Annotated in this window: 27 protein-coding genes; 22 read left to right on the forward strand and 5 right to left on the reverse strand. The window is 60.8% G+C overall.

The genetic code is table 11. The features are described from left to right. The first annotated feature begins 275 nt into the window (after positions 1-275). From GSQ93_RS16305 to ftsB, 11 genes are all read left to right on the forward strand, one after another. Positions 276-1,529, forward strand: a complete 1,254-nt coding sequence (locus GSQ93_RS16305) for a lipoprotein-releasing ABC transporter permease subunit (RefSeq protein WP_158936677.1) — start codon at positions 276-278, stop codon at positions 1,527-1,529. Beyond that, positions 1,522-2,229, forward strand: a complete 708-nt coding sequence (gene lolD / locus GSQ93_RS16310; RefSeq protein WP_158936678.1) for a lipoprotein-releasing ABC transporter ATP-binding protein LolD — start codon at positions 1,522-1,524, stop codon at positions 2,227-2,229. Before GSQ93_RS16305 ends, lolD begins: the two co-directional genes overlap by 8 nt. Positions 2,230-2,275: 46 nt before the next feature. Then, positions 2,276-3,064: a TatD family hydrolase gene (locus GSQ93_RS16315; protein ID WP_158936679.1), complete on the forward strand. Its 789-nt coding sequence runs from the start codon at positions 2,276-2,278 to the stop codon at positions 3,062-3,064. A 92-nt stretch (positions 3,065-3,156) separates the two neighbouring features. After that, a complete protein-coding gene (locus GSQ93_RS16320; RefSeq protein ID WP_158936680.1) occupies positions 3,157-5,730 on the forward strand; it encodes a DNA internalization-related competence protein ComEC/Rec2 in 2,574 nt (857 codons plus the stop codon). Between the two features lie 60 nt (positions 5,731-5,790). Then, positions 5,791-6,630, forward strand: a complete 840-nt coding sequence (locus tag GSQ93_RS16325) for an alpha/beta fold hydrolase (RefSeq protein WP_158936681.1) — start codon at positions 5,791-5,793, stop codon at positions 6,628-6,630. A 177-nt stretch (positions 6,631-6,807) separates the two neighbouring features. Continuing rightward, positions 6,808-8,532, forward strand: a complete 1,725-nt coding sequence (locus GSQ93_RS16330) for a CTP synthase (RefSeq protein ID WP_158936682.1) — start codon at positions 6,808-6,810, stop codon at positions 8,530-8,532. Continuing rightward, positions 8,529-9,383, forward strand: a complete 855-nt coding sequence (gene kdsA, locus GSQ93_RS16335; RefSeq protein ID WP_158936683.1) for a 3-deoxy-8-phosphooctulonate synthase — start codon at positions 8,529-8,531, stop codon at positions 9,381-9,383. Before GSQ93_RS16330 ends, kdsA begins: the two co-directional genes overlap by 4 nt. Positions 9,384-9,484: 101 nt before the next feature. Continuing rightward, on the forward strand, positions 9,485-9,601 hold the full coding sequence (locus GSQ93_RS38680; protein ID WP_367889760.1) for a DUF1330 domain-containing protein: 117 nt from the start codon (positions 9,485-9,487) through the stop codon (positions 9,599-9,601). Beyond that, the gene (locus GSQ93_RS16345) at positions 9,598-9,762 is read left to right on the forward strand and encodes a DUF1330 domain-containing protein (RefSeq protein WP_158936685.1); all 165 of its coding nucleotides are present in this window, start codon (positions 9,598-9,600) and stop codon (positions 9,760-9,762) included. Before GSQ93_RS38680 ends, GSQ93_RS16345 begins: the two co-directional genes overlap by 4 nt. 81 nt (positions 9,763-9,843) lie before the next feature. Next, on the forward strand, positions 9,844-11,127 hold the full coding sequence (eno, locus tag GSQ93_RS16350) for a phosphopyruvate hydratase (protein WP_031363913.1): 1,284 nt from the start codon (positions 9,844-9,846) through the stop codon (positions 11,125-11,127). A 131-nt stretch (positions 11,128-11,258) separates the two neighbouring features. Next, positions 11,259-11,714, forward strand: coding sequence for a cell division protein FtsB (gene ftsB, locus GSQ93_RS16355; RefSeq protein WP_158936686.1), 456 nt, complete (start codon positions 11,259-11,261; stop codon positions 11,712-11,714). A gap of 145 nt (positions 11,715-11,859) precedes the next feature. Here the strand turns inward: ftsB and GSQ93_RS16360 are convergent, their stop codons facing one another. From GSQ93_RS16360 to GSQ93_RS16370, 3 genes are all read right to left on the reverse strand, one after another. Next, a complete protein-coding gene (locus GSQ93_RS16360; RefSeq protein WP_158936687.1) occupies positions 11,860-12,219 on the reverse strand; it encodes a hypothetical protein in 360 nt (119 codons plus the stop codon). Positions 12,220-12,325: 106 nt separating this feature from the next. Next, the gene (hslO, locus tag GSQ93_RS16365; protein ID WP_301952065.1) at positions 12,326-13,297 is read right to left on the reverse strand and encodes an Hsp33 family molecular chaperone HslO; all 972 of its coding nucleotides are present in this window, start codon (positions 13,295-13,297) and stop codon (positions 12,326-12,328) included. A gap of 44 nt (positions 13,298-13,341) precedes the next feature. Continuing rightward, positions 13,342-13,866 (reverse strand): gamma carbonic anhydrase family protein, encoded by a 525-nt coding sequence (locus GSQ93_RS16370; protein WP_158936688.1) that lies wholly within the window; start codon positions 13,864-13,866, stop codon positions 13,342-13,344. Between the two features lie 387 nt (positions 13,867-14,253). Between GSQ93_RS16370 and GSQ93_RS16375 the strand changes: the two genes are divergently transcribed. From GSQ93_RS16375 to GSQ93_RS16420, 10 genes are all read left to right on the forward strand, one after another. Continuing rightward, positions 14,254-15,117 (forward strand): ferritin-like domain-containing protein, encoded by an 864-nt coding sequence (locus tag GSQ93_RS16375; protein ID WP_158936689.1) that lies wholly within the window; start codon positions 14,254-14,256, stop codon positions 15,115-15,117. Next, positions 15,114-16,028, forward strand: a complete 915-nt coding sequence (locus GSQ93_RS16380; RefSeq protein WP_158936690.1) for an alpha/beta fold hydrolase — start codon at positions 15,114-15,116, stop codon at positions 16,026-16,028. The genes GSQ93_RS16375 and GSQ93_RS16380 overlap by 4 nt, the downstream gene beginning before the upstream one ends. 99 nt (positions 16,029-16,127) lie before the next feature. Then, positions 16,128-16,958, forward strand: a complete 831-nt coding sequence (locus tag GSQ93_RS16385; protein WP_158936859.1) for a 3',5'-nucleoside bisphosphate phosphatase — start codon at positions 16,128-16,130, stop codon at positions 16,956-16,958. A 328-nt stretch (positions 16,959-17,286) separates the two neighbouring features. Continuing rightward, positions 17,287-17,925 (forward strand): L-threonylcarbamoyladenylate synthase, encoded by a 639-nt coding sequence (locus GSQ93_RS16390; protein ID WP_158936691.1) that lies wholly within the window; start codon positions 17,287-17,289, stop codon positions 17,923-17,925. A gap of 159 nt (positions 17,926-18,084) precedes the next feature. Continuing rightward, entirely contained in the window at positions 18,085-18,750 is a 666-nt protein-coding gene (locus GSQ93_RS16395) for a site-2 protease family protein (RefSeq protein ID WP_158936692.1), read from the forward strand. Between the two features lie 4 nt (positions 18,751-18,754). After that, complete coding sequence (locus tag GSQ93_RS16400) at positions 18,755-19,957, forward strand: tryptophan--tRNA ligase (protein WP_158936693.1); 1,203 nt, start codon at positions 18,755-18,757, stop codon at positions 19,955-19,957. 19 nt (positions 19,958-19,976) lie between these two features. Next, complete coding sequence (locus GSQ93_RS16405; RefSeq protein ID WP_158936694.1) at positions 19,977-20,612, forward strand: bifunctional 2-polyprenyl-6-hydroxyphenol methylase/3-demethylubiquinol 3-O-methyltransferase UbiG; 636 nt, start codon at positions 19,977-19,979, stop codon at positions 20,610-20,612. Positions 20,613-20,654: 42 nt separating this feature from the next. Next, a complete protein-coding gene (dapA, locus tag GSQ93_RS16410; RefSeq protein WP_158936695.1) occupies positions 20,655-21,560 on the forward strand; it encodes a 4-hydroxy-tetrahydrodipicolinate synthase in 906 nt (301 codons plus the stop codon). Between the two features lie 162 nt (positions 21,561-21,722). Further along, a complete protein-coding gene (gene bamC, locus GSQ93_RS16415) occupies positions 21,723-22,865 on the forward strand; it encodes an outer membrane protein assembly factor BamC (RefSeq protein WP_158936696.1) in 1,143 nt (380 codons plus the stop codon). A gap of 10 nt (positions 22,866-22,875) precedes the next feature. Next, the gene (locus GSQ93_RS16420) at positions 22,876-23,649 is read left to right on the forward strand and encodes an MBL fold metallo-hydrolase (protein ID WP_158936697.1); all 774 of its coding nucleotides are present in this window, start codon (positions 22,876-22,878) and stop codon (positions 23,647-23,649) included. Between the two features lie 225 nt (positions 23,650-23,874). Here GSQ93_RS16420 and GSQ93_RS38100 read toward each other — a convergent pair whose 3' ends face one another. Both GSQ93_RS38100 and GSQ93_RS16430 read right to left on the reverse strand, forming a co-directional pair. Then, positions 23,875-24,138 (reverse strand): hypothetical protein, encoded by a 264-nt coding sequence (locus GSQ93_RS38100; protein ID WP_158936698.1) that lies wholly within the window; start codon positions 24,136-24,138, stop codon positions 23,875-23,877. A 228-nt stretch (positions 24,139-24,366) separates the two neighbouring features. After that, a complete protein-coding gene (locus GSQ93_RS16430; protein ID WP_158936860.1) occupies positions 24,367-25,500 on the reverse strand; it encodes a cupin domain-containing protein in 1,134 nt (377 codons plus the stop codon). Between the two features lie 132 nt (positions 25,501-25,632). Between GSQ93_RS16430 and GSQ93_RS16435 the strand changes: the two genes are divergently transcribed. Further along, complete coding sequence (locus tag GSQ93_RS16435) at positions 25,633-26,172, forward strand: peptidylprolyl isomerase (protein WP_158936699.1); 540 nt, start codon at positions 25,633-25,635, stop codon at positions 26,170-26,172. Positions 26,173-26,214: the final 42 nt, after the last annotated feature.

Genomic DNA, 26,214 nt, shown 5'->3' on the forward strand with positions numbered 1-26,214 from the left:
TGAGCCATCGTTTTTCCCTCCGTCGCGCCATCCCGCCTAAAGGAGCGGCTAAGGATTGTGTGGCAAACTTCGCGTTTGATCGCAGACGGATTGGTATGTCCGGCTCGCGCCAGATCAATGCAATAAGGATTGAAAAGGCGTTCTTATTGCCACCCCTGGATAGACAGGATCAGGCTGGAAAATGGCGCAAGGCGCAAGATTTCAGCCGTGCGCCGAATGCGCGATGTAAAGATCGAAGAACATCGAAGAACGTTAGAACGCTGAAAAGGAATCGCTTGAAACTTCCCTACGAATGGCAGATCGGCTGGCGCTATACCCGCGCCGGCAAACGCACCACCGGCAACGGTTTCATCTCGTTTATCGCGCTGGTATCAATGGCGGGTATCGCCCTTGGCGTCGCGGCGCTGATCGTGGTGCTCTCGGTAATGAACGGGTTCCAGAAAGAGGTCCGCGACCGCATGTTGTCCGTGCTCGCACACGTCGAAGTATTCTCGCCGACCGGGTCCATGCCCAACTGGCAACTGACTGCGCAGGAAGCGCGCAAGAATCCGGAAGTGATCGGCGCGGCGCCTTACGTTGACGCCCAGGCGCTACTGACCCGTCAAGGCGCCGTCAGCGGCGTGGCCTTGCGGGGCGTTGAGCCGTCGCTGGAACCCGAAGTGTCGGATATCGGCAAGGAGATGCGGGGCGGCAAGCTCACTGATCTCGTGCCGGGCAGCTTCGGCATTGTGCTGGGCGCGGATCTGGCGACCAATCTTGGCGTGACGACAGGCGACAAGATCACGCTGGTCGCGCCCGAAGGCACGATCACGCCGGCGGGCATGTTGCCGCGGCTCAAGCAGTTCACGGTGGTTGGCGTGTTCGAGTCGGGGCACTACGAATACGACTCCACGCTGGCGCTGATTTCCATCGCCGATGCTCAGGCGCTGTTCCGGCTGCCTGCGCCCACGGGCGTGCGCCTGAAGCTAAAGGACATGCAGCGTGCGCCGGAAGTCGCGCGGCAACTGTCGCGAACGCTCTCCGGCGATCTCTATATTCGCGACTGGACGCAGCAGAACAAGACCTGGTTCTCGGCCGTGCAGATCGAGAAGCGCATGATGTTTATCATCTTGACGCTGATTATTGCGGTGGCGGCGTTCAATCTGGTGTCGTCGCTGGTGATGACCGTGACCGACAAACAAGCTGACATCGCGATCCTGCGGACGCTTGGCGCACAACCCGGATCGATCATGAAGATCTTCGTGATCCAGGGGGTGACGATTGGTTTTATCGGCACGGCGCTTGGCGTGACGCTGGGGTGCCTGATCGCGTGGAGCATTCCGTGGCTCGTGCCCATGATCGAGCATCTGCTGGGCGTGCAGTTCCTGCCGCCATCGGTGTATTTCATCAGCGAATTGCCGTCCGAACTCGTCCCCGCCGACGTCGCGCGGATCGGCCTTATCGCATTCGTATTGTCATCGCTCGCGACGCTCTATCCGAGCTGGCGCGGCGCGAAGGTTCGCCCGGCGGAGGCACTGCGCTATGAGTGATAACAACAGCAACATCGTGCTCGAGGCATCGGCGATTTCGAAGACGTTCGTGCAGGGCGGCTTCAACGTGCAAGTGCTCGACAACGCAGAATTGCAGGTCCGGCGCGGCGAAAAACTGGCGATCGTCGGCGCATCCGGCTCGGGTAAAAGCACGCTGCTGCACGTGCTTGGCGGTCTCGATGAACCCAGCGCAGGCAAGGTCTCACTGCTGGGAAAACCGTTCACCGCGTTGCGTGAACGCGAACGCAACGAACTGCGTAATCGCGCGCTCGGTTTCGTGTATCAGTTCCATCATTTGCTGGCTGAATTTACCGCGCTCGATAACGTTGCGATGCCGCTGCGCATTCGCCGCATGAACGAAGCCGATGCGCGCAAGGAGGCCATGGCCGTGCTCGATCGCGTGGGGATTGGCCATCGGGCTAAACATCGGCCGGGCGAATTGTCGGGCGGCGAGCGTCAGCGCGTGGCGATTGCACGCGCGCTGGTCACGCGCCCGGCATGCGTGCTGGCCGATGAGCCGACCGGCAACCTCGACGGCGCCACAGCGGATACGGTGTTCAACTTGATGCTGGAGTTGTCGCAGACGTTCGAAACGAGCTTCGTGATCGTCACGCATGATCCCGATCTCGCCGCGCGCTGCGACCGTATCATGCGCTTGCGTGACGGCGTGTTGTTCGAGGAGCCGGTCGTTCCTGTTTAATTGCCGCACGATCGCTGGATGATCGCTGAAATGCTGGAGGCGTTGCATGTGGATCGACACGCATTGTCACCTTGATGCATCCGAATTCGATGCCGACCGCGATGCAGTTGCGGCGTCGGCATTGAAAGAGGGCGTCGCGCGGATCGTGATTCCGGGCGTGGAGCGCCAGAATTTCGATCGCGTGCGTGATCTCGCGCATCGCATAGAAGGCGGTGCTTACGCGCTCGGCATTCATCCGTTGTTCACGCCGCGCGCGCAGGACGATGATCTGCGCGTGTTGCGCGAGCAGATTGCCACGAGCATGGGGGACCCGAGATTTGTGGGTATCGGTGAGATCGGGCTGGACTATTTTGTACCCGGTCTCGACGATGCGCGCCAAACCTTCTTCTATTACGAGCAACTCAAGCTCGCACGCGAGTTCGATTTGCCGGTGATCTGCCATGTGCGCAAATCGCAGGACAAAGTGCTCAAGGGCCTGCGCGTGTTCTCCATCAAACTCGGCATTGCGCATGCGTTCAATGGCAGTTTTCAGCAGGCCGAAGCATTTATCTCGCATGGCATGCGCCTGGGTTTTGGCGGCAATCTGACCTTCGAGCGCGCCCGACAAATTCGACGTCTCGCCGCGGAGTTGCCGCTGGACGCGATCGTGCTAGAAACCGATGCGCCCGATATTGCGCCTTCATGGCTCTACAAGCATCGCAATGCGCCGGATCAGGTGGCTGGCATCGCGCGGGTGCTTGCAGAGTTGCGCGGTATTGACGAAGAGACGCTTTCTTTAGGCACAACGGCTAACGCGCACGCCGCGCTGCCGCGGCTCGGCCTTATCTCCGCATAATCAGTTCCTCGTATTCGTTCGATTGCAGGCATTGAAGGGCAGTTCTTTCCTTCGATGCGTCTGCGTTCGCGTCGAGTTTTAGAGGAGCAGGCGTGCGGGGTATCTTGATCGGCTTTGCGCTGGGAATCGCGTGTTTGCAGCAGCAAGCCGTGTTGCCCGGCGCCCTTGTTTTGTGGGCACTTTTGTTCCTGCTCGGGCTTGCTTGCGCGCTCGCGGTTTGTTTCCCGCGATTTCGCACGGCATCGCTGATTGCGGCTGCGCTTGTTATTGGTTTCGGTTATGCCGCCTGGCGCGCAGACATGCGATTGCAGCGCGCTTTGCCCGTTGCGTTCGAGAACCGCAACATCGAGTTGACCGGATTCGTGCGCGGACTGCCAATGCAAGGCGCGGACGGCACACGGTTCCTGTTTGAAGTCGAATCGAACGATGCCGCGTTGACGAATTTTCCGCGTGTCGTACAACTGTCGTGGATGGCGGTGGATGCGTCCAAACGCGGTCCCGCCGCCGCGCCGCCGCCGGCTCTTTGGGCCGGTCAACGGTGGACGCTGGTTGCGCGACTAAAGCGCCCGCATGGCAATGCCAATTTTCGTGGCCGCGATGCTGAAGTGGCGCTGCTCGCTCGAAACATTCGCGCGACCGGCTATGTTTCCGTGCCGGGCGCGGCGCGGCGTTTGCCCACGGACGCGCACGGCTTTGCGCTGACGATCGATCGTTGGCGTGCGCGGTTGCGCGAGCGGGTTTTAGCGGCGCTCGACGGCGCGCCGCATGGAGGAATTGTCGTGGCGCTGGCAACGGGTGCCCAAGACGTGGTCAGCGACGCTGACTGGACCTTGCTGCGGGCGACCGGGACGAGTCATTTAGTGGCGATTTCCGGGCTGCATATTGGCTTTGTCGCGGGGCTCGCGGCGCTATTGAGCGGCGGCTTATGGCGACGCTTGCGCTGGCGCGGATTGCCCGCGCCGCTGATCGTATCGGCGCAAAAAGCGGCAGCAGCTGGTGCGGCGGTATTCGCGGCCTTTTATGCGGCGCTGGCCGGATTCAACGTCCCCGCGCAACGATCGATGTGGATGCTGTGTTTTGTCGCGCTGGCGGTGCTGAGTGGGCGGCGGCCGGCGTCTTCACTCGTTCTCGCGTGGGCACTGGGGCTTGTCCTGCTTACCGATCCATGGGCGGTGACGGCGGCGGGATTCTGGTTGTCGTTCTGTGCGGTGGCGGCCATCCTGTTCGCGATTGCATCGCGCGGACGGCGGGCATCTGTCGGCTTCGCGGAGGAGTTCGCGGTGCCTCAGGCAGATGCTCAGGCAGATGCTCAGGCAGACGCAGATCCCGCCGATGAACCCGGCGTTCGGCCACGTCGCCACATCCGTGACCGGTTCGCGGATGTGATCGGGCGAGTCCAGGTTCGCGCGCTGGCGTGGCTTAGACCTACGGCACGGCGTATTGGCCGCGGGATCGGATCCAGTGCGCGCGTGCAGTACGCCATCACGCTCGGACTCGCGCCGCTTACCGCGTACTGGTTTTTCCAGATTCCACTGCTGGGGCCGCTGGCCAACGCGTTCGCGATTCCCTGGATCAGCTTTCTCGTTACGCCGACCGTGCTGGTGGCGGTCTTGCTCCCCGCACCGCTCGATGGTTTCGCCTACCGCGCGGCGCATAGCATGCTGACCCCCATGTTCGATGCGCTCGCCCACCTGTCGGGATCCGCATGGACGCTCTGGCGTTTGCCGCAGCCGGACGGCTTTGCGCTGACAGCAGCGGCGTTTGGCGTGATATGGGCGCTGGCTCCGCGCGGCTGGCCGCTCCGGTTCGCCGCTCCGCTCACCTGGTTGCCACTGGCGCTTCCTGTCGCTCAAGCCCCTCCGGCCGGCACGTTTCGCGTAACGGCGCTCGACATTGGCCAGGGGTCTTCTATCGTGATCGAAACCACGCATCACGCCATGCTCTTCGATGCAGGTCCGGGCCCCGAATCCACGCACGCGGGTGAACGGCTTGTCGTGCCATATCTTTTTGCCCATGGTCTCTCCACGCTCGATACGCTGATGATCAGCCACTCGGATTCCGATCACTCCGGCGGCGCGCCCGCGGTGCTCGAGAACATTCGAGTCCGGCAATTCGTGGCGTCGCTGCGGCCGCGCGAACCATTGTGGAAGACGGCACAGGATCACGGCAGTGCGTTGTTGCGCTGCGTCGCGGGGCAGCGCTGGCAGTGGGACGGCGTGGTGTTCGACGTGATGTGGCCACAGGCCGGCCCGCTTGCGGCCAAACCGAACGCGACGTCATGCGTGCTGAAAGTGACCAGCGCGGCCGGGCGCTCGGCGCTGCTGGCCGCCGACATTGAAGCCGACGTCGAGCGCCAGTTGTTGCAACTCGGGCGACGTGAGCCCGGCTGGCTTCAGGCTGACGTGCTGATCGTGCCGCATCACGGCAGCAAGACGTCGTCTACCGAGCCTTTCCTCGACGCCGTGAGGCCGCGTGTCGCGGTATTTCAGGTAGGCTACCGCAACCGATTTAACCACCCGCATCCGACAGTTTTCGAGCGGTATCGCTTGCGTCATATCGAGTTATCGCGCAGCGACGAAGACGGAGCGGCGCGTATGGAAGTGTCGGCGGACGTGTCCATCGAACGTTTCAGACAGACGCACGCGCGTTACTGGATGGGACGGTAAAACGAATGTTGAAAAAGCGAACGTTAAAGATAAGACGTTGTAAAAGAGAGGACACCGCGCTTGAAAGACATCCTGCATTTTTCGCACGCGAACGGGTTTCCTGCGTCGACTTACCGGACAATCTTCGCCGAACTCGCCGACGACTACGAGATTCGCGCCGTCGAGCGGTTTGGTCACGATCCGCATTTCCCCGTGACGCGCGACTGGCCGCATCTGGTGGATCAATTGCTCGAAGACATCGACGCCAGACGTCCAGCCGACGTGAAAGTGTGGCTGGTCGGGCATTCGCTGGGCGGTTATCTCTCGCTGATGGCAGCGCTCAAGCGGCCGCAATGGGTGAAAGGCGTCGTGATGCTGGATTCGCCGGTGATCGCGGGGTGGCGCAGCAGTGTGCTGCGTTTATCGCAATGGACGGGGCTCGACACACGGCTTTCGCCGGCCGCCGCCACTAAAAATCGGCGCACGCACTGGCCGACCCGCGAAGATGCATGGCGCCACTTTCACGCGAAAACTGCGTTCGCGCGCTGGGACGAGCGGATGCTGTCGGATTACATCGATTTCGCGATTCCAGCGGAGAGGGCTGGCGAACCGGGTATCGATGAAGCGGCCGGCGTCATCAACCGCCAACGCAAGCTCGCTTTCGATCGCGAGGTGGAATTTCGCATCTACAAGACATTGCCGCGCACATTGGGTGCGCGGGTTGCGCATGGCGCGCCGGTGCCGGTCGGATTCATTGCGGGGACGCATTCGAAGGAAGTTCGCCATGTCGGGCTGGATATGACGCGGCGTATTGTGGGCGGGCATTTCGAATGGATCGAGGGCAGTCATCTGTTCCCGATGGAACACCCGGTGGAAACAGCGCGCGCATTGCAGCGCACGCTTAACGGGCTGCGGGTATAGCGCATATTAGTAACGCATGCCAGTAGCGCGTATCGCGGCGAGACGCCATTAAACCCCCTGCAGGCCGCTGATAAACGCGCAATCGAAACCCGCTGCTCACGCTAAATCGGGTCCCCGCCGCGCTGGGTTCTGGGTCGCCTTTCGGGTATAATCCGTTTTTCCCGCGAGCACCTAGCGATGACCAAATATGTATTCGTCACCGGCGGCGTAGTGTCTTCCCTCGGCAAGGGTATTGCCGCCGCTTCCCTCGCAGCGATCCTCGAATCGCGCGGTCTGAAAGTCACCCTCTTGAAGCTCGATCCCTACATCAACGTCGACCCCGGCACGATGAGCCCGTTTCAGCACGGGGAAGTGTTCGTGACAGAAGACGGTGCGGAAACGGACCTCGACTTAGGCCATTACGAGCGCTTCATCAGCACGAAGATGCGCAAGGCCAATAACTTCACGACCGGTCAGATCTACGAGTCGGTGATCCGCAAGGAACGCCGGGGCGAGTATCTCGGCAAGACGGTTCAGGTCATTCCGCATATCACCAACGAAATCCAGGCGTTCCTGCAACGCGGCGCGGCTGCGGCCACGTGCGGCGAACCGGACGTAGCAATCGTGGAAATTGGCGGGACGGTGGGCGACATCGAATCGCTGCCATTCCTCGAAGCCGCGCGCCAGATGAGCCTGCGGCTTGGCCGCAACAGCGCGTGTTTCGTGCACCTGACGCTTGTGCCGTATATCGCGACGGCGGGTGAGCTCAAGACCAAGCCCACGCAGCATAGCGTGCAGAAACTGCGCGAAATCGGTATCTCGCCGCACGTGCTTCTGTGCCGCGCAGATCGTCCGATTCCCGGCGACGAACGCGCGAAGATTTCGCTGTTCTCCAATGTGCCGGAAGACGCGGTCATTTCTGTGTGGGACGTGGACAGCATCTACAAGATTCCGCAGATGCTGCACGACCAGGGCCTCGACAACATCATTTGCGAAGAGCTCAAGCTCACCGCGAAACCCGCCGACCTCAGCATGTGGGCCGGACTTGTCAAGAAACTAGAGAACCCGCAGAACGAAGTCACCATTGGCATGGTCGGCAAGTATGTGGAACTGACCGAGTCGTACAAGTCGCTGATCGAGGCGCTCAAGCACGCGTCAATTCATACGTCGACGAAGGTCAACATCGAGTACATCGATTCCGAGCAGATCGAAACGGACGGCGTAGCCGGCCTGAAGCATCTCGACGCCGTGCTCGTGCCGGGCGGTTTCGGTGCGCGTGGAACGGAAGGCAAGATCAAGGCGATCAAATACGCACGCGAATCGAAGACGCCGTACCTGGGCATTTGCCTCGGCATGCAACTGGCGGTCATCGAATTCGCTCGCGACGTTGCCGGTCTGTCGGATGCGAACAGCACGGAATTCGACTCGTCGACGACCAACCCGGTTGTTGCGCTCATTACCGAATGGTATGACCGCGCAGGCCGCGTTGAAAAGCGCACGGAAGAGTCGGATCTGGGCGGCACGATGCGCCTGGGTTCGCAGAAATGTCCGATCAAACCGGGCACCATGGCCGCACGCATCTACGGTACGGACGTGAATGAGCGCCATCGGCATCGGTATGAAGTGAACAACCGCTTCGTGCCGCAACTCGAGGCGGGCGGGCTGGTGATCAGCGCGCGCACGCCGAGCGAAGATCTGCCGGAAATGATGGAGTTGCCGGAAGCCATGCACCCGTGGTTCGTCGGCGTGCAGTTCCACCCGGAATTCACGTCGTCACCGCGCGATGGTCATCCGCTGTTCAAGGAATTCGTCGAAGCGGCCCGCGCGCATCATCTGGCGCTGAAGGCGAACGGACAGGCGGGCGCTGCTGCTGAACATGCACCCGCACCGGCTGTGGCGGTTTCTGTCGGAGCGCAAGCATGAAGCTGTGTGATTTCGAAGTAGGTCTCGACCAGCCGTTTTTCCTGATCGCGGGCACGTGCGTGGTTGAGTCGGAGCAAATGACTATCGACGTCGCCGGCCGCCTCAAGGAAATCTGCGCGAAAGTGGGCGTTCCGTTCATCTACAAATCGTCGTACGACAAAGCCAATCGCAGTTCCGGCAAGTCGTTCCGCGGTCTTGGGATGGACGAAGGCCTGCGAATTCTCGGCGAAGTGAAGAAGCAACTCGGCCTGCCGGTTCTCACGGACGTCCATTCTGAGCACGAAATTGAAGCGGTTGCGTCGGTCGTGGACGTGCTGCAAACGCCCGCGTTCCTGTGCCGCCAGACTGACTTCATTCACGCATGCGCGCGTTCGGGAAAGCCGGTCAACATCAAGAAGGGCCAGTTTCTCGCGCCGCACGACATGAAGAACGTGATCGACAAAGCCCGCGACGCTGCCCGCGAAGCCGGCTTGTCCGACGACCGTTTCATGGCGTGCGAACGCGGCGTGTCATTTGGTTATAACAATCTGGTTTCCGACATGCGCTCGCTCGCGATCATGCGGGAAACCAATGCACCCGTCGTCTTCGATGCCACGCATTCCGTCCAGTTGCCGGGCGGGCAGGGCACGAGTTCCGGCGGACAACGCGAATTCGTGCCGGTGCTGGCACGTGCCGCGATAGCAGCAGGCGTGGCGGGCGTGTTCATGGAGACGCATCCGGATCCGGCGAACGCGAAATCCGACGGGCCGAATGCCGTACCGCTGCACAGAATGGAAGCGCTGCTGGAGACACTCGTCGCGCTGGATCGGGCCGTGAAGCGCGGACCTTTTCTCGAGAACGATTTCAGTTAAAGATGCTGCGGGCACCGGCGTATTAAGCTCAGGCGCTCGTTTAAGCATCCACATCTGCAATGCACGGGTGGGAGAGTGTCATGACGATAAGTGACGTCTTCATGAGCGCGAACCCTACTGACCCCGATAAATACTCCGTATATCAACCGTTATCAATGCACGCGATTGACGCATACGGTGGTAAGTTTCTGGTGCGCGGCGGACGGAGCGGCGGTTGAAGTATCCATTCGCCCAGCCTCGGCCGTACTCGAATTCGTTGACGCCATTCGCGGACTTCGAGACGGCCAAACAATGGAATCACTCCGCTCAATACGAAGCGGCGCGCCACGTGCGAACGGGCGCAGCAGAACTGAACATGATGGTCGTAGAAGGCCTCTGAAGCCAAGCGCTCGCGTCTTGGCGAGATGTTAAACACCGACCTGCTGTCTGACCTGATTCACCGTCATTTCTTGAGGAAACCATGAGTGCTATCGTAGATATCATCGGTCGCGAGATTCTGGACTCGCGCGGCAATCCCACCGTCGAATGTGACGTCTTGCTGGAGTCGGGCACGATGGGCCGCGCTGCGGTGCCGTCGGGCGCCTCCACCGGATCGCGCGAAGCGATCGAATTGCGCGACGGCGAAGCCGGCCGCTACGGCGGCAAGGGCGTGCTGAAGGCAGTCGAACACATCAATACCGAAATCTCCGAAGCCATCATGGGCCTCGATGCGTCGGAACAAGCGTTTCTGGACAAGACCCTGCTGGAACTCGACGGCACCGACAACAAGTCGCGCCTGGGCGCGAACGCCATGCTGGCTGTTTCCATGGCTGTCGCGAAGGCTGCAGCAGAAGAAGCCGGCTTGCCGCTGTATCGCTACTTCGGCGGCTCGGGCGCCATGCAATTGCCCGTTCCCATGATGAACATCGTGAACGGCGGCGCGCACGCGAACAACAGCCTGGACATCCAGGAATTCATGATTGTCCCGGTCAGCCAGCCGACGTTCCGCGAAGCATTGCGTTGCGGCGCTGAAGTGTTCCACGCGCTGAAGAAGATCCTGAGCGACCGCGGCATGAGCACGGCGGTGGGTGACGAAGGCGGTTTCGCACCGAACTTCGGCAGCAACGACGAATGCCTGTCGACCATTGTCCAGGCGATCGAGAAAGCCGGTTATCGTGCGGGCGAAGACGTCCTGCTTGCTCTCGACTGCGCAGCCAGCGAGTTCTACCACGACGGCAAATATCAGCTCGCGGGTGAGGGGTTGCAGTTGTCGTCGGCGGAATTCACCGATTACCTCGCCACGCTCGCCGATAAATTCCCGATCGTATCGATCGAAGACGGCATGCACGAAAGTGACTGGGACGGCTGGAAGATTCTCACCGACAAACTCGGCAAGAAGATCCAGCTCGTAGGCGACGATCTCTTCGTGACAAACACGCGCATCCTGAAAGAAGGCATCGACAAGGGCATCGCCAATTCGATCCTGATCAAGATCAACCAGATCGGTACGCTGACGGAAACCTTTGCGGCCATCGAAATGGCGAAGCGCGCGGGTTACACTGCGGTCATCTCGCATCGTTCGGGCGAAACGGAAGATTCAACGATTGCGGATATCGCGGTTGGTTTGAATGCTGGTCAGATCAAGACGGGTTCGTTGTCGCGTAGCGACCGGGTCTCGAAGTACAACCAGTTGCTGCGCATTGAAGAAGATCTCGGCGATATCGCGAGTTATCCGGGTAAATCGGCGTTCTACAATCTGCGCTAAAGCTTCTGCCGGATTGGGACGTTAGAGAGTCCTGACGGTTGCCGGTTTATTCAGTCCGCTGCCTCGTGTTCTTTTGAATCCGGGGCAGCGCCAAATACAGTTGCAGTGTTAGCGTTTTTCTCGCCTCTTAAATGCGGATTGTCACCTCTGTTCTGATCCTGCTGCTGGCGATGATCCAGTATCCGCTGTGGTGGGGCCACGGCGGCTGGTTACGTGTCCACGAACTGCAGCAGCAACTAGTCAACCAGACAAAGAAAAACGCCGACCTGAAACTGCGCAATGAACGCGTGCAGGGCGAAGTGGCGGACTTGCAGAACGGCACATCGGCCGTTGAAGAACGCGCGCGCTACGAGATGGGCATGATGAAGGACAGCGAGGTCTTCGTGCAGTTTGTCTCGCCGAATTCGCCTGCGCCTGCCAACTCGGTGAACGCGCAATCGACCGCTTCCACGCGCGGGCAAGTGTCCGCCGCACCGTTGCGTATCGTGCCTAATCCGGTGTCGCGGTCAAAGGAAGAGCGCAAGGCGTTCGAACGGCAAGCGACGAAGGACAAGATGGACGCGGCCAAGAAGAAGCAGGGCGGTTAGCGCGCGGCTCGTCAAGGCTCGTCAGTTGAAGCAATCGCAATAGTTGACGGGCAACGGACGTAAAAAAAGCTGTTTCAACGTAAGTTGAAACAGCTTTTTTCTTGTGCGCTGCCGCTTTGCGCGCGAACAACGCGCATCTGAGACGCTACCAATAATATCCCGGGTATCCGTAGCCGATGCCCGTTCCCCATCGGTTACCCCAGCCACCACTCGAATAGCCGCCATACACCGTAACCGGCGGCCGATAGTACTGCGAATAGGCCTGGGCGGCGGCCTCTGCGGCCATTGCCTGCTGCTGTTCGGCCAGCACTTGCCGATCGATCTGGTTATAGCGCTGCTGCTCGGCCTGCGAAAGCGGCTGCGGCGCTTGATTCTGCGCGGCCGGCAAGCGGCTATAAATAGGCGAGGGCCCCGGCGGGTCCATCATGCAGCCGCCGAGCGCGAGCAATGCCGCGCCGGACAACGCTACAGTCAGTTTTTTCGTTGTACATCCCAATAGTTTCATTTCGACCTCCAGCGGGCCGGACACCAGCGGAAACGGATCATGACACGCCGCGGCACACCCGAGGGCCATCCTGCGACCTCTTATGACAGAGAGAGCGCAGTTGGAGTTAATGCCGTTGATCGGGCGCCGGGCTTACGCCTTGTGAGAGTTCTCCGGCCACAAAAAGTTGCGCCACGTCCACAGGATCGAACTCGTAGCGCTGATTGCAGAACTCGCAGTGCACTTCCACGCTGCCGCGTTCTTCAACCACGCTGTCCACTTCGCTGCGTCCCAGCATCTTGAGCATCCCGCCCACTTTCTCGCGCGAACACGTGCATTCGAAACGCGCTTGCGCCGGTTCGAAATGCTGCACGTTTTCCTGCCAGAAAAGCCGCTTGAACACCACTTCCGGTTCTTCCTTCAGCAACTCTTCGTTCGACAACGTGCCGCCGAGATGGCACACGCGCTGCCATGTATCGGCGTCGTGTTCGCCCGGGTGCGGCACGATACCGCCATCGCCGGGAAGCTTTTGCAGCAGCATGCCCACGGCGCGCTCGGTGTTCGCGGCGAGCCACATGCGCGTGTCGAGTTGCTCGGAGTGGTGCATGTAGTGTTCAAGCACTTCTGCCATGGATGCCAGCGGCCCATGCTCGCCGCTCAGCGGCACGATGCCCTGATAAGCCTGCTGCCCGGGCTTCTTGTCGCGCGGATCGAGCGTGATCACGCAGCGGCCCTCGCCGTTGCGGTTGAGCAGGTCGGGGAGCGTCATGTCATCCGTGATTGGCACGGGCGCTTCGCTCGCGCCTTCAATGGATTCAGCCAGCTTCGCGGTTGCCCGCAGCGACAAGTCCGAATTGCATTGCACGACAAGCATGGTCACCGGCCCGTCGCCATAGATTTGCATGATGAGCGTGCCGTCGAACTTGAGATTCGCCGACAGCAAGGCGCACGCGGCCATCATTTCGCCGAGCACGTTGCGCACGGGCGTGGGGTACGAGCGGCGCGTGAGCACTTCCTGCCAGGTGTCACGCAGCGAGACAATCTCGCCGCGCACAGGCGCCGCGTTGAACATGAATTTTTGCAGCTGGTCGTTAACCACGCTTGGGTCCTTTGATCGACGGCGTAACGCGTGCCGACCGGCGTTCAGCCGATCCGCACGAGTTGCGCCTTGTAAAATTCGCGGCGGTCCGCGTAACCACGCGTCCCCGCCTGCATCTGGGCAATATCTGCTTCCGTGAGCTCGCGCACGGCTTTCGCGGGTGCACCGAGGATCAGGGTATTGTCTGGGAAGGTTTTACCTTCGGTCACCACAGCGCCCGCGCCAACCAGGCAGTTGCGGCCGATTACCGCTCCATTCAAGACCACCGCCTGAATTCCGATCAATGCGCCTTCCTTGATCGTGCAGCCGTGCAGCATGGCCTGATGGCCGATCGTCACGTTGGCTTCAATGGTCAGCGGATAGCCGGGGTCGGTATGCAGCACCGCGCCTTCCTGGATATTGCTGCCTCGGCCGAGCACGATGGGCTCGTTGTCGCCGCGCAGGGCGGCGCCGAACCAGACGCTTGAGTTTTCTTCCAGCGTCACACGGCCGATGATGGTCGCCGTATCGGCGACAAATACGCTTTCGTGGATGGTCGGGGCGGCATCGCCGAGCTTATAGATTGCCACTGTGTCTCCTGTGAGGGCATGACGTGAGCCATGATGCGCGGATTGGCCGACCGGTTTCGAGGCGCGGGCGAGAGCGGTCGGTTGGATGAAATTGGTTGAAATTTCATTCTCAAGCGCTTCCAGGCCGGTAATGCCAATGCTATAGACTGCGGCCGGGGCGCGCCTCAAGCCAAAAATCTTCCGCGGAAAGTGCTATTTTAGCCGGTTGCGCCAAGACGACGTGCGGCCCGGGCTTCATGGGCCTGATCGGCGGGTGCTTAACAGGGCGTTTCAAACTGGCTTTTCCGTACCGGCCGGCACGGGCGGTGGCGTAGCCGGCGGTCTTGCCCACCACCCGTTACCGTTGATCAACAGCGCATAAATAAGTACCCAAAGCACCCCGGAATCATGTCCGAACAGCTCGATTATCCTGCGTCCACCAGCGTCCGTCCGACCGCGCTAGCGTTGCTCCGGGAGCGCGATCCCGCCACCAAGGCGAGCGCTGCCCAGCGGTTCTACGAGCGCTCGCTGGCGGGGGATACCACGCTCGACACCACAGCCCGCATCCCCGAGCCGCTCGATCTGCCCGGCCGTCCTGCGACGCCGGAACTGGTTGCGCCGTCATCGCTGAAACGCCGCAGCATGCAGTCGGACGCAGGGCGTGCGGTGTTGCTGCACGCACTGGCGCATATCGAATTCAACGCGATCAACCTGGCGCTCGATGCCGTGTGGCGTTTCCCATCGATGCCCGACGCGTTTTATCGCGACTGGTTCAAGGTTGCCGCCGAGGAGGCGCGCCACTTTTCATTGCTGAGCGCGCGTTTGGCGGAGTTCGGCCATCAGTACGGCGATTTTCCCGCGCACGACGGCCTGTGGGAGATGGCGGAGCGCACGCGTGGCGACGTGCTTGCGCGCATGGCGCTAGTGCCGCGCACGCTGGAAGCACGCGGGCTGGACGCCGCTCCGCCGATTCGCCGCCGTCTCGCTCAAGCGGGCGACCACGCATCGGCGGCCATTCTCGACGTAATTCTCCACGACGAAATCGGCCACGTGCTGATTGGCAATCACTGGTTCCGGCACCTGTGCAGCGAGTCCGGCGCCGACCCGCACGCCGCCTACGCCCAACTCGCCGAGCAATATCACGCCCCCAAACTACGCGGTCCGTTCAATTTCGAAGCGCGTCGCGACGCCGGTTTCGACGAAGCCGAATTGCGTGCGCTGGCGGGTCTGGACGACATCGATTCCATTCAAGCTGCCTCAAATCCCCGATGACCCCTCTCAAATCGCCCGTTTCTGAATTCGTCACCACGCGTGGCACGCGGCTGCACGTGCGCCGGTGGGGATCGCCCGGCGCGCCCATGCTGTTCATGCTGCATGGCTGGATGGATATTTCGGCTTCATTTCAATTTGTCGTCGATGCCCTCGCCGGCGACTGGCAGGTGATCGCACCCGATGCACGTGGTTTCGGGCTCTCGGACTGGCCGGTCGCGCGGGGTTTGAGCGGCCACTACTGGTTCCAGGACTATCTGGCGGATCTGGATGCGCTGCTCGACCACTACGACAACATTGCGCCCGCGTCGCTTCGTGGGGAGCCGGTGAACCTGATCGGCCACAGCATGGGCGCGAACGTTGTGTGCTTGTACGCGGGCGTGCGGCCGGAGCGGGTGCGGCGCGTGGTCGATCTTGAGGGGTTCGGCATGGCGGCCACGAAGGCGGAGCGTTCACCGGCGCGGCTCGGGCAGTGGCTGGACGATGTGCGTTCGCCGCCAACGCTTAACACCTACGCCACGCTCGATGACGTCGCCCAGCGGCTGATCCGCACGAATTCGCGCCTGCCGTTGGCGAAAGCGCGCTTTTTGGCCCAGCACTGGGCTGAGTCCGACGATACCGGCCGTTTCCATCTGCTCGCCGATCCCGCGCACAAAATGCGCGGGCCGTTGCTGTATCGGCTGGACGAGGTGATGGCCGTCTGGTCGAAGGTTCGGGCGAAAGTTTTGCACGTTGAAGCGCTGGCTTCGCCCACCCTGGCGATGATCGCGGGCGACGTTCCAATCGACGAATTCAAGCAGCGTTTCAAGGCGTTCACCGACTGGCGTGAAGAGATTATCGATCACGCCGGCCATATGCTTCATCACGATCAACCCGAACGGGTCGCGAGGCTGATTGAAACGTTCTGCACTTGAGCCAGACTGCGCTGAATCGTGTAATCGAACGATCGGTCAGCGGTAGAACCGGTTTGACGCGTTGCAGTAGAATGATCGGTAATTCCCAGAGTTTCCATGATGAACGCCGACCTGCATTGCCACTCCACCGTTTCTGACGGCCAACTCGCTCCAGCCGAGGTTGCCGCGCGCGCTCACGCGGGCGGTGTGACGCTGTGGGCGCTTACCGACCACGATCAGCTTGGCGGCCAGCGCGAGGCGCGAGAAGCGGCGCAAGCGCTCGGCATGAAGTATCTGGGCGGGGTGGAGATTTCGGTGACGTGGGCGGGGCGGACGGTGCATATCGTCGGGCTGAACGTGGATGCTGAAAACAAGGCGCTGATCGATGGCCTGGCAGCCACGCGCAGCGGCCGCCAGGCGCGCGGTGAGGCCATAGGCGAGGCGCTCGCCGACATCGGCATCCCGGGCGCGTATGAAGGTGCGCTGCTCTATGTAAATGATCCCGCCATGATCTCGCGTACGCATTTCGCACGCTATCTGGTCGAAAAGGGCTACGCGGCGTCGACGTCGGACGTGTTCTCGAAATATCTCGGGGACGGCAAGCCGGGTTATGTCGGCCATCGCTGGTCCAAACTGGCCGACGCTATGAAGTGGATCAAGGCAGCGGGCGGCGAAGCGGTCATTGCGCATCCGGGGCGCTATGATTTCTCGCAGATCGAATTCGCCGCTTTTTTCGATGAATTCATCCAGCTCGGCGGCCGCGCAATTGAAGTCGTGACCGGCAGCCATACGCCGGACCAGTATCGCGAATATGCGGAAGTCGCCCGGCGGTACGGCTTTCTCGCATCGCGCGGCTCGGATTTCCATGCGGCAGGCGAGGGGCGTATCGACCTCGGCCAGTTGCCTCCACTCCCCGCCGATCTCAAGCCCGTGTGGGAGTGCCTGGTTTAGATGGTGGATTGCGCCGGCTCATAGCCGGGCCGCGCGTTTAACCACTTTATTGAACCGGTTTAACGATCCCGTTTAATGGCTGCGCACGATCCTTGCGTCCATCCACTTCTGTTTGTCGCGCAACGGCGTGCATTTGCGGGTATTCTCGCGTGTTCGCATGGGGCCGCCCGGCGCTTTTCATCTGAAATCCGGCTGAGATGCAGCTTGAATTCGGTTTGAAGCTGCGAGTGTCATGCCCGGTGCGCAAAACATAAAATGCAACGCGTACGCCAAGCGCGTCGGCGCCGGTTTGCAGGCACTCCGGACAACCCACCTACGTCATCTGGTCATGTCTCAATTCTTTCGAATTCATCCTGACAATCCGCAGCCGCGCCTGATCAACCAGGCGGTGCAGATCATCAATGATGGCGGCATTGTCGCGTTGCCGACCGATTCCAGCTACGCGCTCGCGTGCCATCTCGACGATAAAAACGCCGTTGAGCGGATCCGCCGGATTCGCGGACTCGACGAGAAACAACTGCTCTCGCTGCTGGTGCGCGATCTATCGGAATTATCGAATTTTGCGATCGTCGATAACCGTAACTATCGTCTGATTAAATCGGTGACGCCGGGTCCTTACGTGTTCGTGCTGCAGGCGACGAAGGAAGTGCCCCGGCGCCTGTCGCACCCGTCGCGAAAGACGATAGGCCTGCGCGTCCCGAATCACGCGATCACGCTTGCGTTGCTCGAAGCGCTGGGTCAGCCGCTACTCGGCTCGACGCTGATCCTGCCGCCCGACACCCATCCGCTCAACGACGCCGAAGAGATTCGCCAGCGGTTGGAAAAACAGATCGACCTGGTCATCGACGCCGGTGCGTGCGCGATGGAACCCTCCACCGTGATTGACCTGACCGGCGACGAACCTGTGCTGGTGCGCCCCGGCCGTGGCAGTCTGGAACCCTTCGGTCTTACCGCTGAAAACGCCTGAAAACCCCGCACGATGACACAATAGACAGCGAGATTGCGTTCAGGCGAATAACGCTGGCGCAAACTCACTGTCTCGACGCTCGCGCCCCATTGCCCCTGGGCGAACGCCAAACCGTCCGCCAACGAGTGGCGCCACAACTGCTTGATACAATAGCGAGCTATGGATTCCTCCCTGATACAAACCATCGCGGTCTACGCGCTCCCCGTGATCTTCGCGATCACGCTGCATGAAGCCGCTCACGGTTACGCGGCCCGTCTGCTGGGCGACAACACGGCTTACGTGCTCGGCCGCGTGTCGCTCAATCCAATGCGTCACATCGACCCCGTCGGTACGCTTGCCATTCCGCTGATCCTGTATTTCGCCACCAGCGGCGCGTTTATGTTCGGTTATGCGAAGCCGGTGCCCGTGGCGTTCGGCAACCTGCGCAATCCGCGCTGGGGCAGCTTGTGGGTCGCGGCGGCCGGTCCTGCGAGCAATTTCGTCCAGGCGCTCATCTGGGGCGTGATCGCGGTGCTGCTGGCATCGTTTAACGTCAGCGAACCGTTTTTTACGCGCATGGCCGCGGCCGGCGTTGGCGTGAACCTCGTGCTCGGCGTGCTCAACCTTTTCCCCTTGCCGCCACTCGACGGTGGACGTGTACTGATGGCGCTGCTGCCCGTGCGCGCGTCGATCATGCTGTCGCGGCTCGAACCTTACGGCTTTTTCATCGTGATGGCACTTGTCATGACCGGCACTTTGACGCGTTTCTGGCTCGGGCCGCTGGTGAGCGCCGGGTATGTCGCGGTGTCGGCCGTCCTGAATCCCCTTGCCTCGCTCTTACAATAAATCCATGTTCCCTGACCGTATCTTCTCCGGCATGCGGCCGACCGGCTCGCTGCATCTAGGCCACTATCACGGCGTGCTCAAGAACTGGGTGCGGCTGCAGTCCGAGTACCCGTGCTTTTTCGCGGTCGTCGACTGGCATGCGCTGACGACCCACTACGAAACGCCTGAAGTTATCGAGAAGAACGTCTGGGAAGTGCTGATCGACTGGCTCGCGTCGGGCATCGATCCGGCGCAGGCCACGCTCTTCATCCAGAGCCGCGTGCCCGAACACGCCGAGCTTGCGCTGCTGCTCGGCATGAGCACGCCGCTCGGGTGGCTCGAACGCGTGCCGACCTACAAAGAGCAGATCGAGAAGCTGAAGGAAAAGGATCTGACCACGTACGGCTTTCTGGGTTATCCGGTGCTGATGGCTGCGGACATCTTGCTGTATCGCGGGTCACTCGTGCCGGTCGGCGAGGACCAGGTGCCGCACGTGGAGATGACGCGCGAGATCGCACGGCGCTTTAATTATCTGTACGGGCGTGAGGCGGATTTCGAAGAGAAAGCACTCGACGCCGCAAAGAAACTCGGCGGCAAACGCGCGAAGCTTTATCACGAACTGCGTGTCGCCTATCAGCAGGAAGGCGACGACGAAGCGCTCGAACAGGCGCGGGCGATGCTGCAGGAATCGCAGAGCTTGTCCATGAACGATCGCGAACGGCTGTTCGGATACCTGGAAGGCGCGCGCAAGATCATCCTGGTTGAGCCGCAGGCGCTGCTGACGGAAGCGTCACGCATGCCGGGACTCGATGGCGCGAAGATGTCGAAGTCGTATGGCAACACCATCGGCTTGCGTGAAGATGCCGAGACCATCACGAAGAAAGTGCGCACCATGCCGACCGATCCGGCGCGGGTTCGCCGCACTGATCCGGGCGATCCGGACAAATGCCCGGTGTGGCAACTGCATCAGGTCTATACCGACGAAACCACGCACAAGTGGGTGCAGACGAACTGCCGCAGCGCGGGCATTGGTTGCCTGGAATGCAAGCAACCGGTGATCGAAGGCATCTTGCGCGAGCAGCAACCCATGCTGGAACGCGCGCAGAAATACATGGACGATCCGTCGCTGTTACGCGCGATCGTGGCTGACGGTTGCGACAAGGCGCGCAAGTTCGCGGTGGAGACCATGCGCGACGTCCGCGACGCGATGGGCCTCTCGTATAACTGATGAATGACTGGTGATCGCGATGTCAACGCCTGAACCGTCAGCGACGCCACCCACGCCTCCTACACCACCGACCATCGCCAGTGCATGGATTGAGCAATGGTCGCATTTGGTGGAGCAGGGCGGCGCGGTACTCGACGTCGCGTCGGGCAATGGCCGCCATGCGCGTCATTTCGCGTTGCGCGGGCATTCGGTTTTGGCGCTGGATCGCGATGAAACCGCATTGGCAAGCCTCGCTACCGTGCAGCATGTCACCACGCGTTGTGCCGATCTGGAAAACGCAAGCTGGCCGCTGCAGGACGACGAGAAATTCGCCGCGGTCGTGGTGACGAATTACCTTCACCGCCCCTTGTTCCCCTATTTATTCGATGCCCTCGCACCGGGCGGCGTGTTGCTCTACGAGACCTTCGCGGTGGGCAACGAACGGGTTGGGTTCGGCAAGCCGTCGAATCCGGACTTCCTGCTCAATCCCGGCGAACTGCTGGACGCCGTATGCGGCCGGTTGCGGGTCATCGCTTATCAGGATGGTTTTATCAACGTGCCGCGCGCATCCTGCGTACAGCGCATCGTCGCTGCCGCCCCGTTGCGGCCCACGCCAACAGGCCTTACTGAACGTAACAATGCATCAGATCCCGTTCGTTACGTACTGCAGGGCTAATCCGCTACAATCGCGGTTTACCGACCAATTTCATAGCGTTTCATGACAAACGGAACACACGGCGGCATCCAGATCCGCGGCAGCATTCCTGCCATCGTCACCCCGATGCACGAGGACGGTAGTCTCGATCTGCCGGCGTTTCGAAAACTGATCGACTGGCATGTTGAAGAGGGCACGAATGGCCTCGTCGTAGTCGGCACCAGCGGCGAATCGGCCACGCTCTCAGTTGATGAACACATCCTGATGGTGAAAACCGCCGTCGAACACACGGCCAAGCGTTTTCCGATCATCGCCGGCGCGGGCGGCAACTCCACGTCCGAAGCGGTCGAGCTGGCAAAAGCGGCCAAGGAAGTCGGGGCCGACGCCACGCTGCAAGTAGTCCCTTATTACAACAAGCCGACGCAAGAAGGCATGTACCTGCACTTCCGCAAAATCGCGGAATCAGTCGACCTGCCCGTCATCCTGTATAACGTTCCGGGCCGGACCGTTGCCGACATGAACCACGACACCGTGCTGCGTCTTGCCGACGTGCCGGGCATCGTGGGCGTGAAAGAAGCAACGGGCAATATCGACCGTGCAGCCAACCTGATCAAGTACGCGCCCGCGCATTTTGCGATCTACAGCGGTGACGATCCGACCGCGATTGCATTGATGCTGCTCGGTGGCCACGGCAACATTTCGGTGACGGCGAACGTCGCGCCGCGAGCGATGAGCGAACTCTGCCGAGCGGCGCTTGCCGGCGACGCGATCACCGCCCGCAAGATTCACCTGAGCTTGCTGTCGTTGCACAAGCAGATGTTTTGCGAGTCGAATCCGATCCCCGCGAAGTGGGCGCTTGCTGCGCTTGGGCGCATGGAAAGCGGGATTCGCCTGCCGCTGACGCCGCTCGACGCGCGCTACCACGACGTCGTGCGCGACGCGTTGCGCGAAACAGGACTTCTGGCCTGACGGCCGGCAGCGGGGCGCATTTAAAACATGCTCCCGCTGCAATGCAGTGGTTTCGGCCTTATTACCGTTTGGCCAGCCAGCGAGTGTCATCAACCCGTCGTTCATCGACCCGTTCCCGGCTTAGCTTCCAGGCAACGCGCATTCAGCATCACGAAGGACCTCATGAAACGTTCCGCCTTATTCAATCACGCTCGCACCCTGAGCGTGCTGTCGCTTGGAATCGGCACGCTGATCTCGCTTGCCGGTTGTGACACCCTGAACGACTGGCTCGCGCCGGATCGGGTCAATTACAAGGGTGCTGAAACGGCGCCTACGCTGACCGTGCCATCGGACCTGAGCACAGGGGACATCAGCCAGCGTTATGCCGCACCGCCCAAGCTCAATACGCTTGGCGGCGCTGCTCCGCGCGCGCTTACACCCGCAGGCAATGCAACGGTCGGCGTGCCGACCCCGCAAGACCCGTTCGGCATGCACGTGGAGCGTGACGGCGATCGCCGCTGGCTCGTCGTCGATGGCCGTTCCCCCGACCAGCTCTGGCCGCAGTTGCAGGAGTTCTGGGAGGAGAACGGTTTCACGCTCAAGACCGACGCAGCAGCTACCGGCATCATGACGACCGACTGGGCCGAAAATCGCGCGAACATTCCTGACGACTGGTTCAGGAAGAGCATTGGCAAGCTGGTTGACTTCGCTTATTCATCGGGTACGCGCGATCAGTTCCGTACGCTGGTCGAGCGCGGTTCGAGCGGTTCCACCGACATTTCCATCAGCCACAGCGCAATGGAAGAAGTGTTGACGGGTCAGGACAAGACCTCGTCGAAATGGGTCGAGCGGCCGCGCAATCCCGCACTTGAAGCCGCGTTCCTCGCGAAGCTGATGGAGAAGTTCGGCCTCACCGACGCACAGGCCAAGCAACTGTTGACCGATGCACGCCCGGCGACCGCGACGGCCACGGTTGATACGGCGGGTGGTTCGTCCACGCTCGATCTCTCCGAGCCGTTCGACAGCGCCTGGTTGCGTGTTGGACTCGCGCTTGACCGGACCAACTTCACCGTCGACAACCGGGATCGCGCGAAGGGCCTGTATTACGTGCGCTTCTCGGACTCCATGCAGGAGTTGAAGAAGGACGGATTGCTCGGCAAGTTCTTTGGCGGCGGCACACCGAAGCCTTCACGCGAGTTCATGGTCAACGTGCGTCCGAAGGCCGACACGATTACGCAGATCGCCGTGGTCGATGCCAACGGGCAGGTGGATACATCGACTGACGCGCAGCGAATTGTCGCGTTGTTGCATGCGCAGTTGAACTAGGTTTTCACTCATGCGTTTTGCCAGTCTCGGCAGCGGCAGCGAAGGCAACGCGTTGCTGGTCGAGTCGGTCAGCGGCACGACTACCACGCGCGTGCTGCTCGATTGTGGTTTCTCCGCGAAGGAAGTCGAGCGGCGCCTCGCGCGGCTCGACGTGCGGGCAGACCAGATCGACGCCATTCTTATCACGCACGAGCACGTCGATCACATTGGCGGCGCGCTGACGCTGGCGCGCAAATGGTCTATTCCGTTGCACATGAGCTGGGGCACCGCACGCGCAGTCGGTGCCGATGACGCGCCGGTGGATCTCCGGGTCCTCTGGGGCGACGAGAGCGTGGTGGTAGGGGACCTGGAAGTGCTCCCCTACACTGTGCCCCACGACGCACGCGAACCCCTCCAGTACGTGTTCTCGGACGGCACAAGCCGTTTGGGCGTCCTGACGGATGTCGGGGGCGCTACTGCCCACATCACGAATGTACTGAGCGGTTGCGATGCGTTGGTGCTCGAATCGAATCACGATGCCGGGATGCTCGCGACAAGCCGCTATCCAGCGTCGCTCAAGGCGCGTATTGGCGGTATGCATGGACACCTGAACAACGACGCTGCAGCAGGGATTCTCGCCGCGCTCGATCGATCGAAGCTACGCCATCTTGTGGCCGCTCACCTGAGTCGGGAGAACAACTTGCCGGAGCTGGCCCAGGCGGCGCTCGCCGCCGTGCTGGGTGGGGCTGCGGCCGATGTCGTGGTGGCTACGCAAGCCGATGGGTTCGACTGGCTGTCGTTATAAATCTCTCTGCGTTTCCCTTTAGGCGCTGCGCGACGCGCTGCATAACCCGCGTGTAGATATTCAGCGTATTCACATCAAAACCAGCAGACGTAAAAAAACCGGCCCGAGGGCCGGTTTTTTCATAAGCCTCCCAGAGTGACATCCTGCGAGGCTTATTGCGGAGGCTTCGTTTTCAGCTAGATGAAACAGCTAAAAGAGCGAAAAACTAAGCCCCTGACTAGGTGCTTACTGGCTTGCGCCCGAAGCAGGAGCAGCTGCAGAAGCTGCGTCGGTTGCCGATGCAGCAGCCGCAGTTGCGTCGCTTGCAGCAGACGTAGCGCTCGAAGCTGCGTCGCTAGCCGAAGCTGCAGAATCCGAAGCAGCAGCAGCAGGTGCCGAAGCAGCCGAGGTATCGCTAGCAGCGCCCGGAGCAGCCGTATCGCTAGACTTGTTGCATGCAGCAAGAGCAACAGCAGCCAACAGGGATGCTACGAGGAGAGATTTCTTCATGATCACGTCCTTTTATGGTTAAAGGTAAGCAACAGCGCAAAGTACCGGTAATGTGTGCTCCAACACCGACCCGGGCCGTTGTGGACTCACATTATGTATGTCTGTGAGACTTCCTACGGCTTGGGCGGAAATTATATGCACTTTCGTATCGACCGTCGATAAATCAGGGGACAATACGTTGTCTTTCTCATACATTTCAACCCACGGAACAGCAAGACAGGCCAAACACTAGGCGTTTGCGTCGACTTGTATCCAGCCCGCACAATACCACTCGTGTAGTAGCACTGTCATTGACGAATCGCCTGAGAGTGTTACAAAGCGTTTCCCCTCCAAATACCGTTTGTCGGCGAGTTCAGGGAGCCATTTCTTGAGCTTTCCCGACATTAAATCCTGCTCGCCATTCATAAAATAAGCGTGCTTGTCATAAAGCAGCACAGTCTTTTTATCGAGCTTCAAACCAGACTGTTTCGCGCGTTCGATAAACCGATCCTCATTCAAAGGGCGTCGCGGCGGATCGAATACAACATTCGGCTTCGGTTCGCTCAGGTACGTGCCGAGAAATGAAGCGACATCTTTTTCATTCCATTCGATGTTCGCAAGGATCGCGCCAACCCGTTCGATCATGAGCGGTGGCAGCAACGCCGGATGGCTGACCGCCGGCTGGGCCGGGTCGCGGTAGCGTTGCGCGCCATCTTTGGCACGCTTCGCACTGCCGCTGAGGGCGTCGTCCAGCCGCTCCGCAAGGTGATACAGGAACTGGCCTGACAGTTCGCTTGCAGAAGGCGCCCGGAATCCGATAGAGGCGGTCATGCACTCGCCTTCTGCCACGCCGTCATGGGCAATATGGGGCGGCAAGTAAAGCATATCGCCCGGTTCCAGCACCCACTCCTCGTCCGCTTCGAAGTGCTGTAAAACTTTCAACGGCAACCCCTCTTTTAGCGAGAGATCGCGCTGCGCGCCAAAGCGCCAGCGTCGTTTGCCGTGGATCTGCAACAGGAAGACGTCGTAGGAATCGAAGTGCGCGCCCACGCCGCCGCCGTCGGTGGCGTACGAAATCATGAGGTCGTCGACGCGGGCGTCGGGGATAAAACGGAAGCGGTCCAGCAGCGCGCGGGCACGGTCGTCGTGCAGGTTCACGCCTTGCACGAGTAATGTCCAGTCACGCTTTTTCACAGATGGCAACTCATCGGGAGAAAAAGGCCCGTGCTCCATTGCCCAGGACTTGCGAAAATACGTGATGAGGCGCGATTCTGCGTCTTCGCTATCGGCGAGTTCGAAAAGTTCGTCGCGCGATAGCGGCGCCTGGATGTCAGGAATCGCCTGACGGATCAGCAGCGGCTTTTTCTGCCAGTACCGGCGCATGAATTGCGCAGGCGTGAGGTTACCGAGCAGGGTTGCAGGTTCGTCGGGAAGCGGCACCGCGAAAGGACTTGAGGGAACGTTAGGGGACCGCGCTGGCATCGTATAATTGAGGCTTGTATCTTGGAGAATCCAATGAAAATCGCAAAAGACACCGTCGTATCAGTAGCCTATAAGCTCTCGGACGCTCATGGCAATCTGATCGAGGAAAGCGACGAGCCGATGGTCTATCTGCACGGCGGCTATGATGGCACGTTCCCCAAGATCGAGGAAGCACTCGACGGTCAGGAAGCAGGCTATCAAACCCAGTTGCAGCTCGAACCGCAGGATGCGTTCGGTGAGTACGATCCCGATCTCGTAAAAGTCGAGGCGCGCGGCCGGTTTCCGGAACCGCTCGAAGTCGGCATGCAGTTTGAAGGCACACCGGAAGACGGCGAGGACGAGCTCGATTCGCTGATCTACACGGTCACCGACGTGGCGGAAGATAAAGTCGTGCTCGACGGCAATCATCCGCTGGCGGGCATGGCGCTGCGTTTCGCGCTCGATGTCCAGGAAGTCCGCGAAGCGACCGAGGACGAGAAGGAACATCAGCACGCGCATGGCCTCGACGGTATCGAAGTCCTCGACGAGGACGACGAAGAGCCGGGCAAGGACGCTGGCCCGACCTTGCATTGAGGCGTGTGTAGAGGTTGAGTCAAGGGATGTGAAACGAGGCGC

This window comes from Burkholderia sp. S171 (genome assembly GCF_009766085.1).
Lineage (GTDB): Bacteria > Pseudomonadota > Gammaproteobacteria > Burkholderiales > Burkholderiaceae > Caballeronia.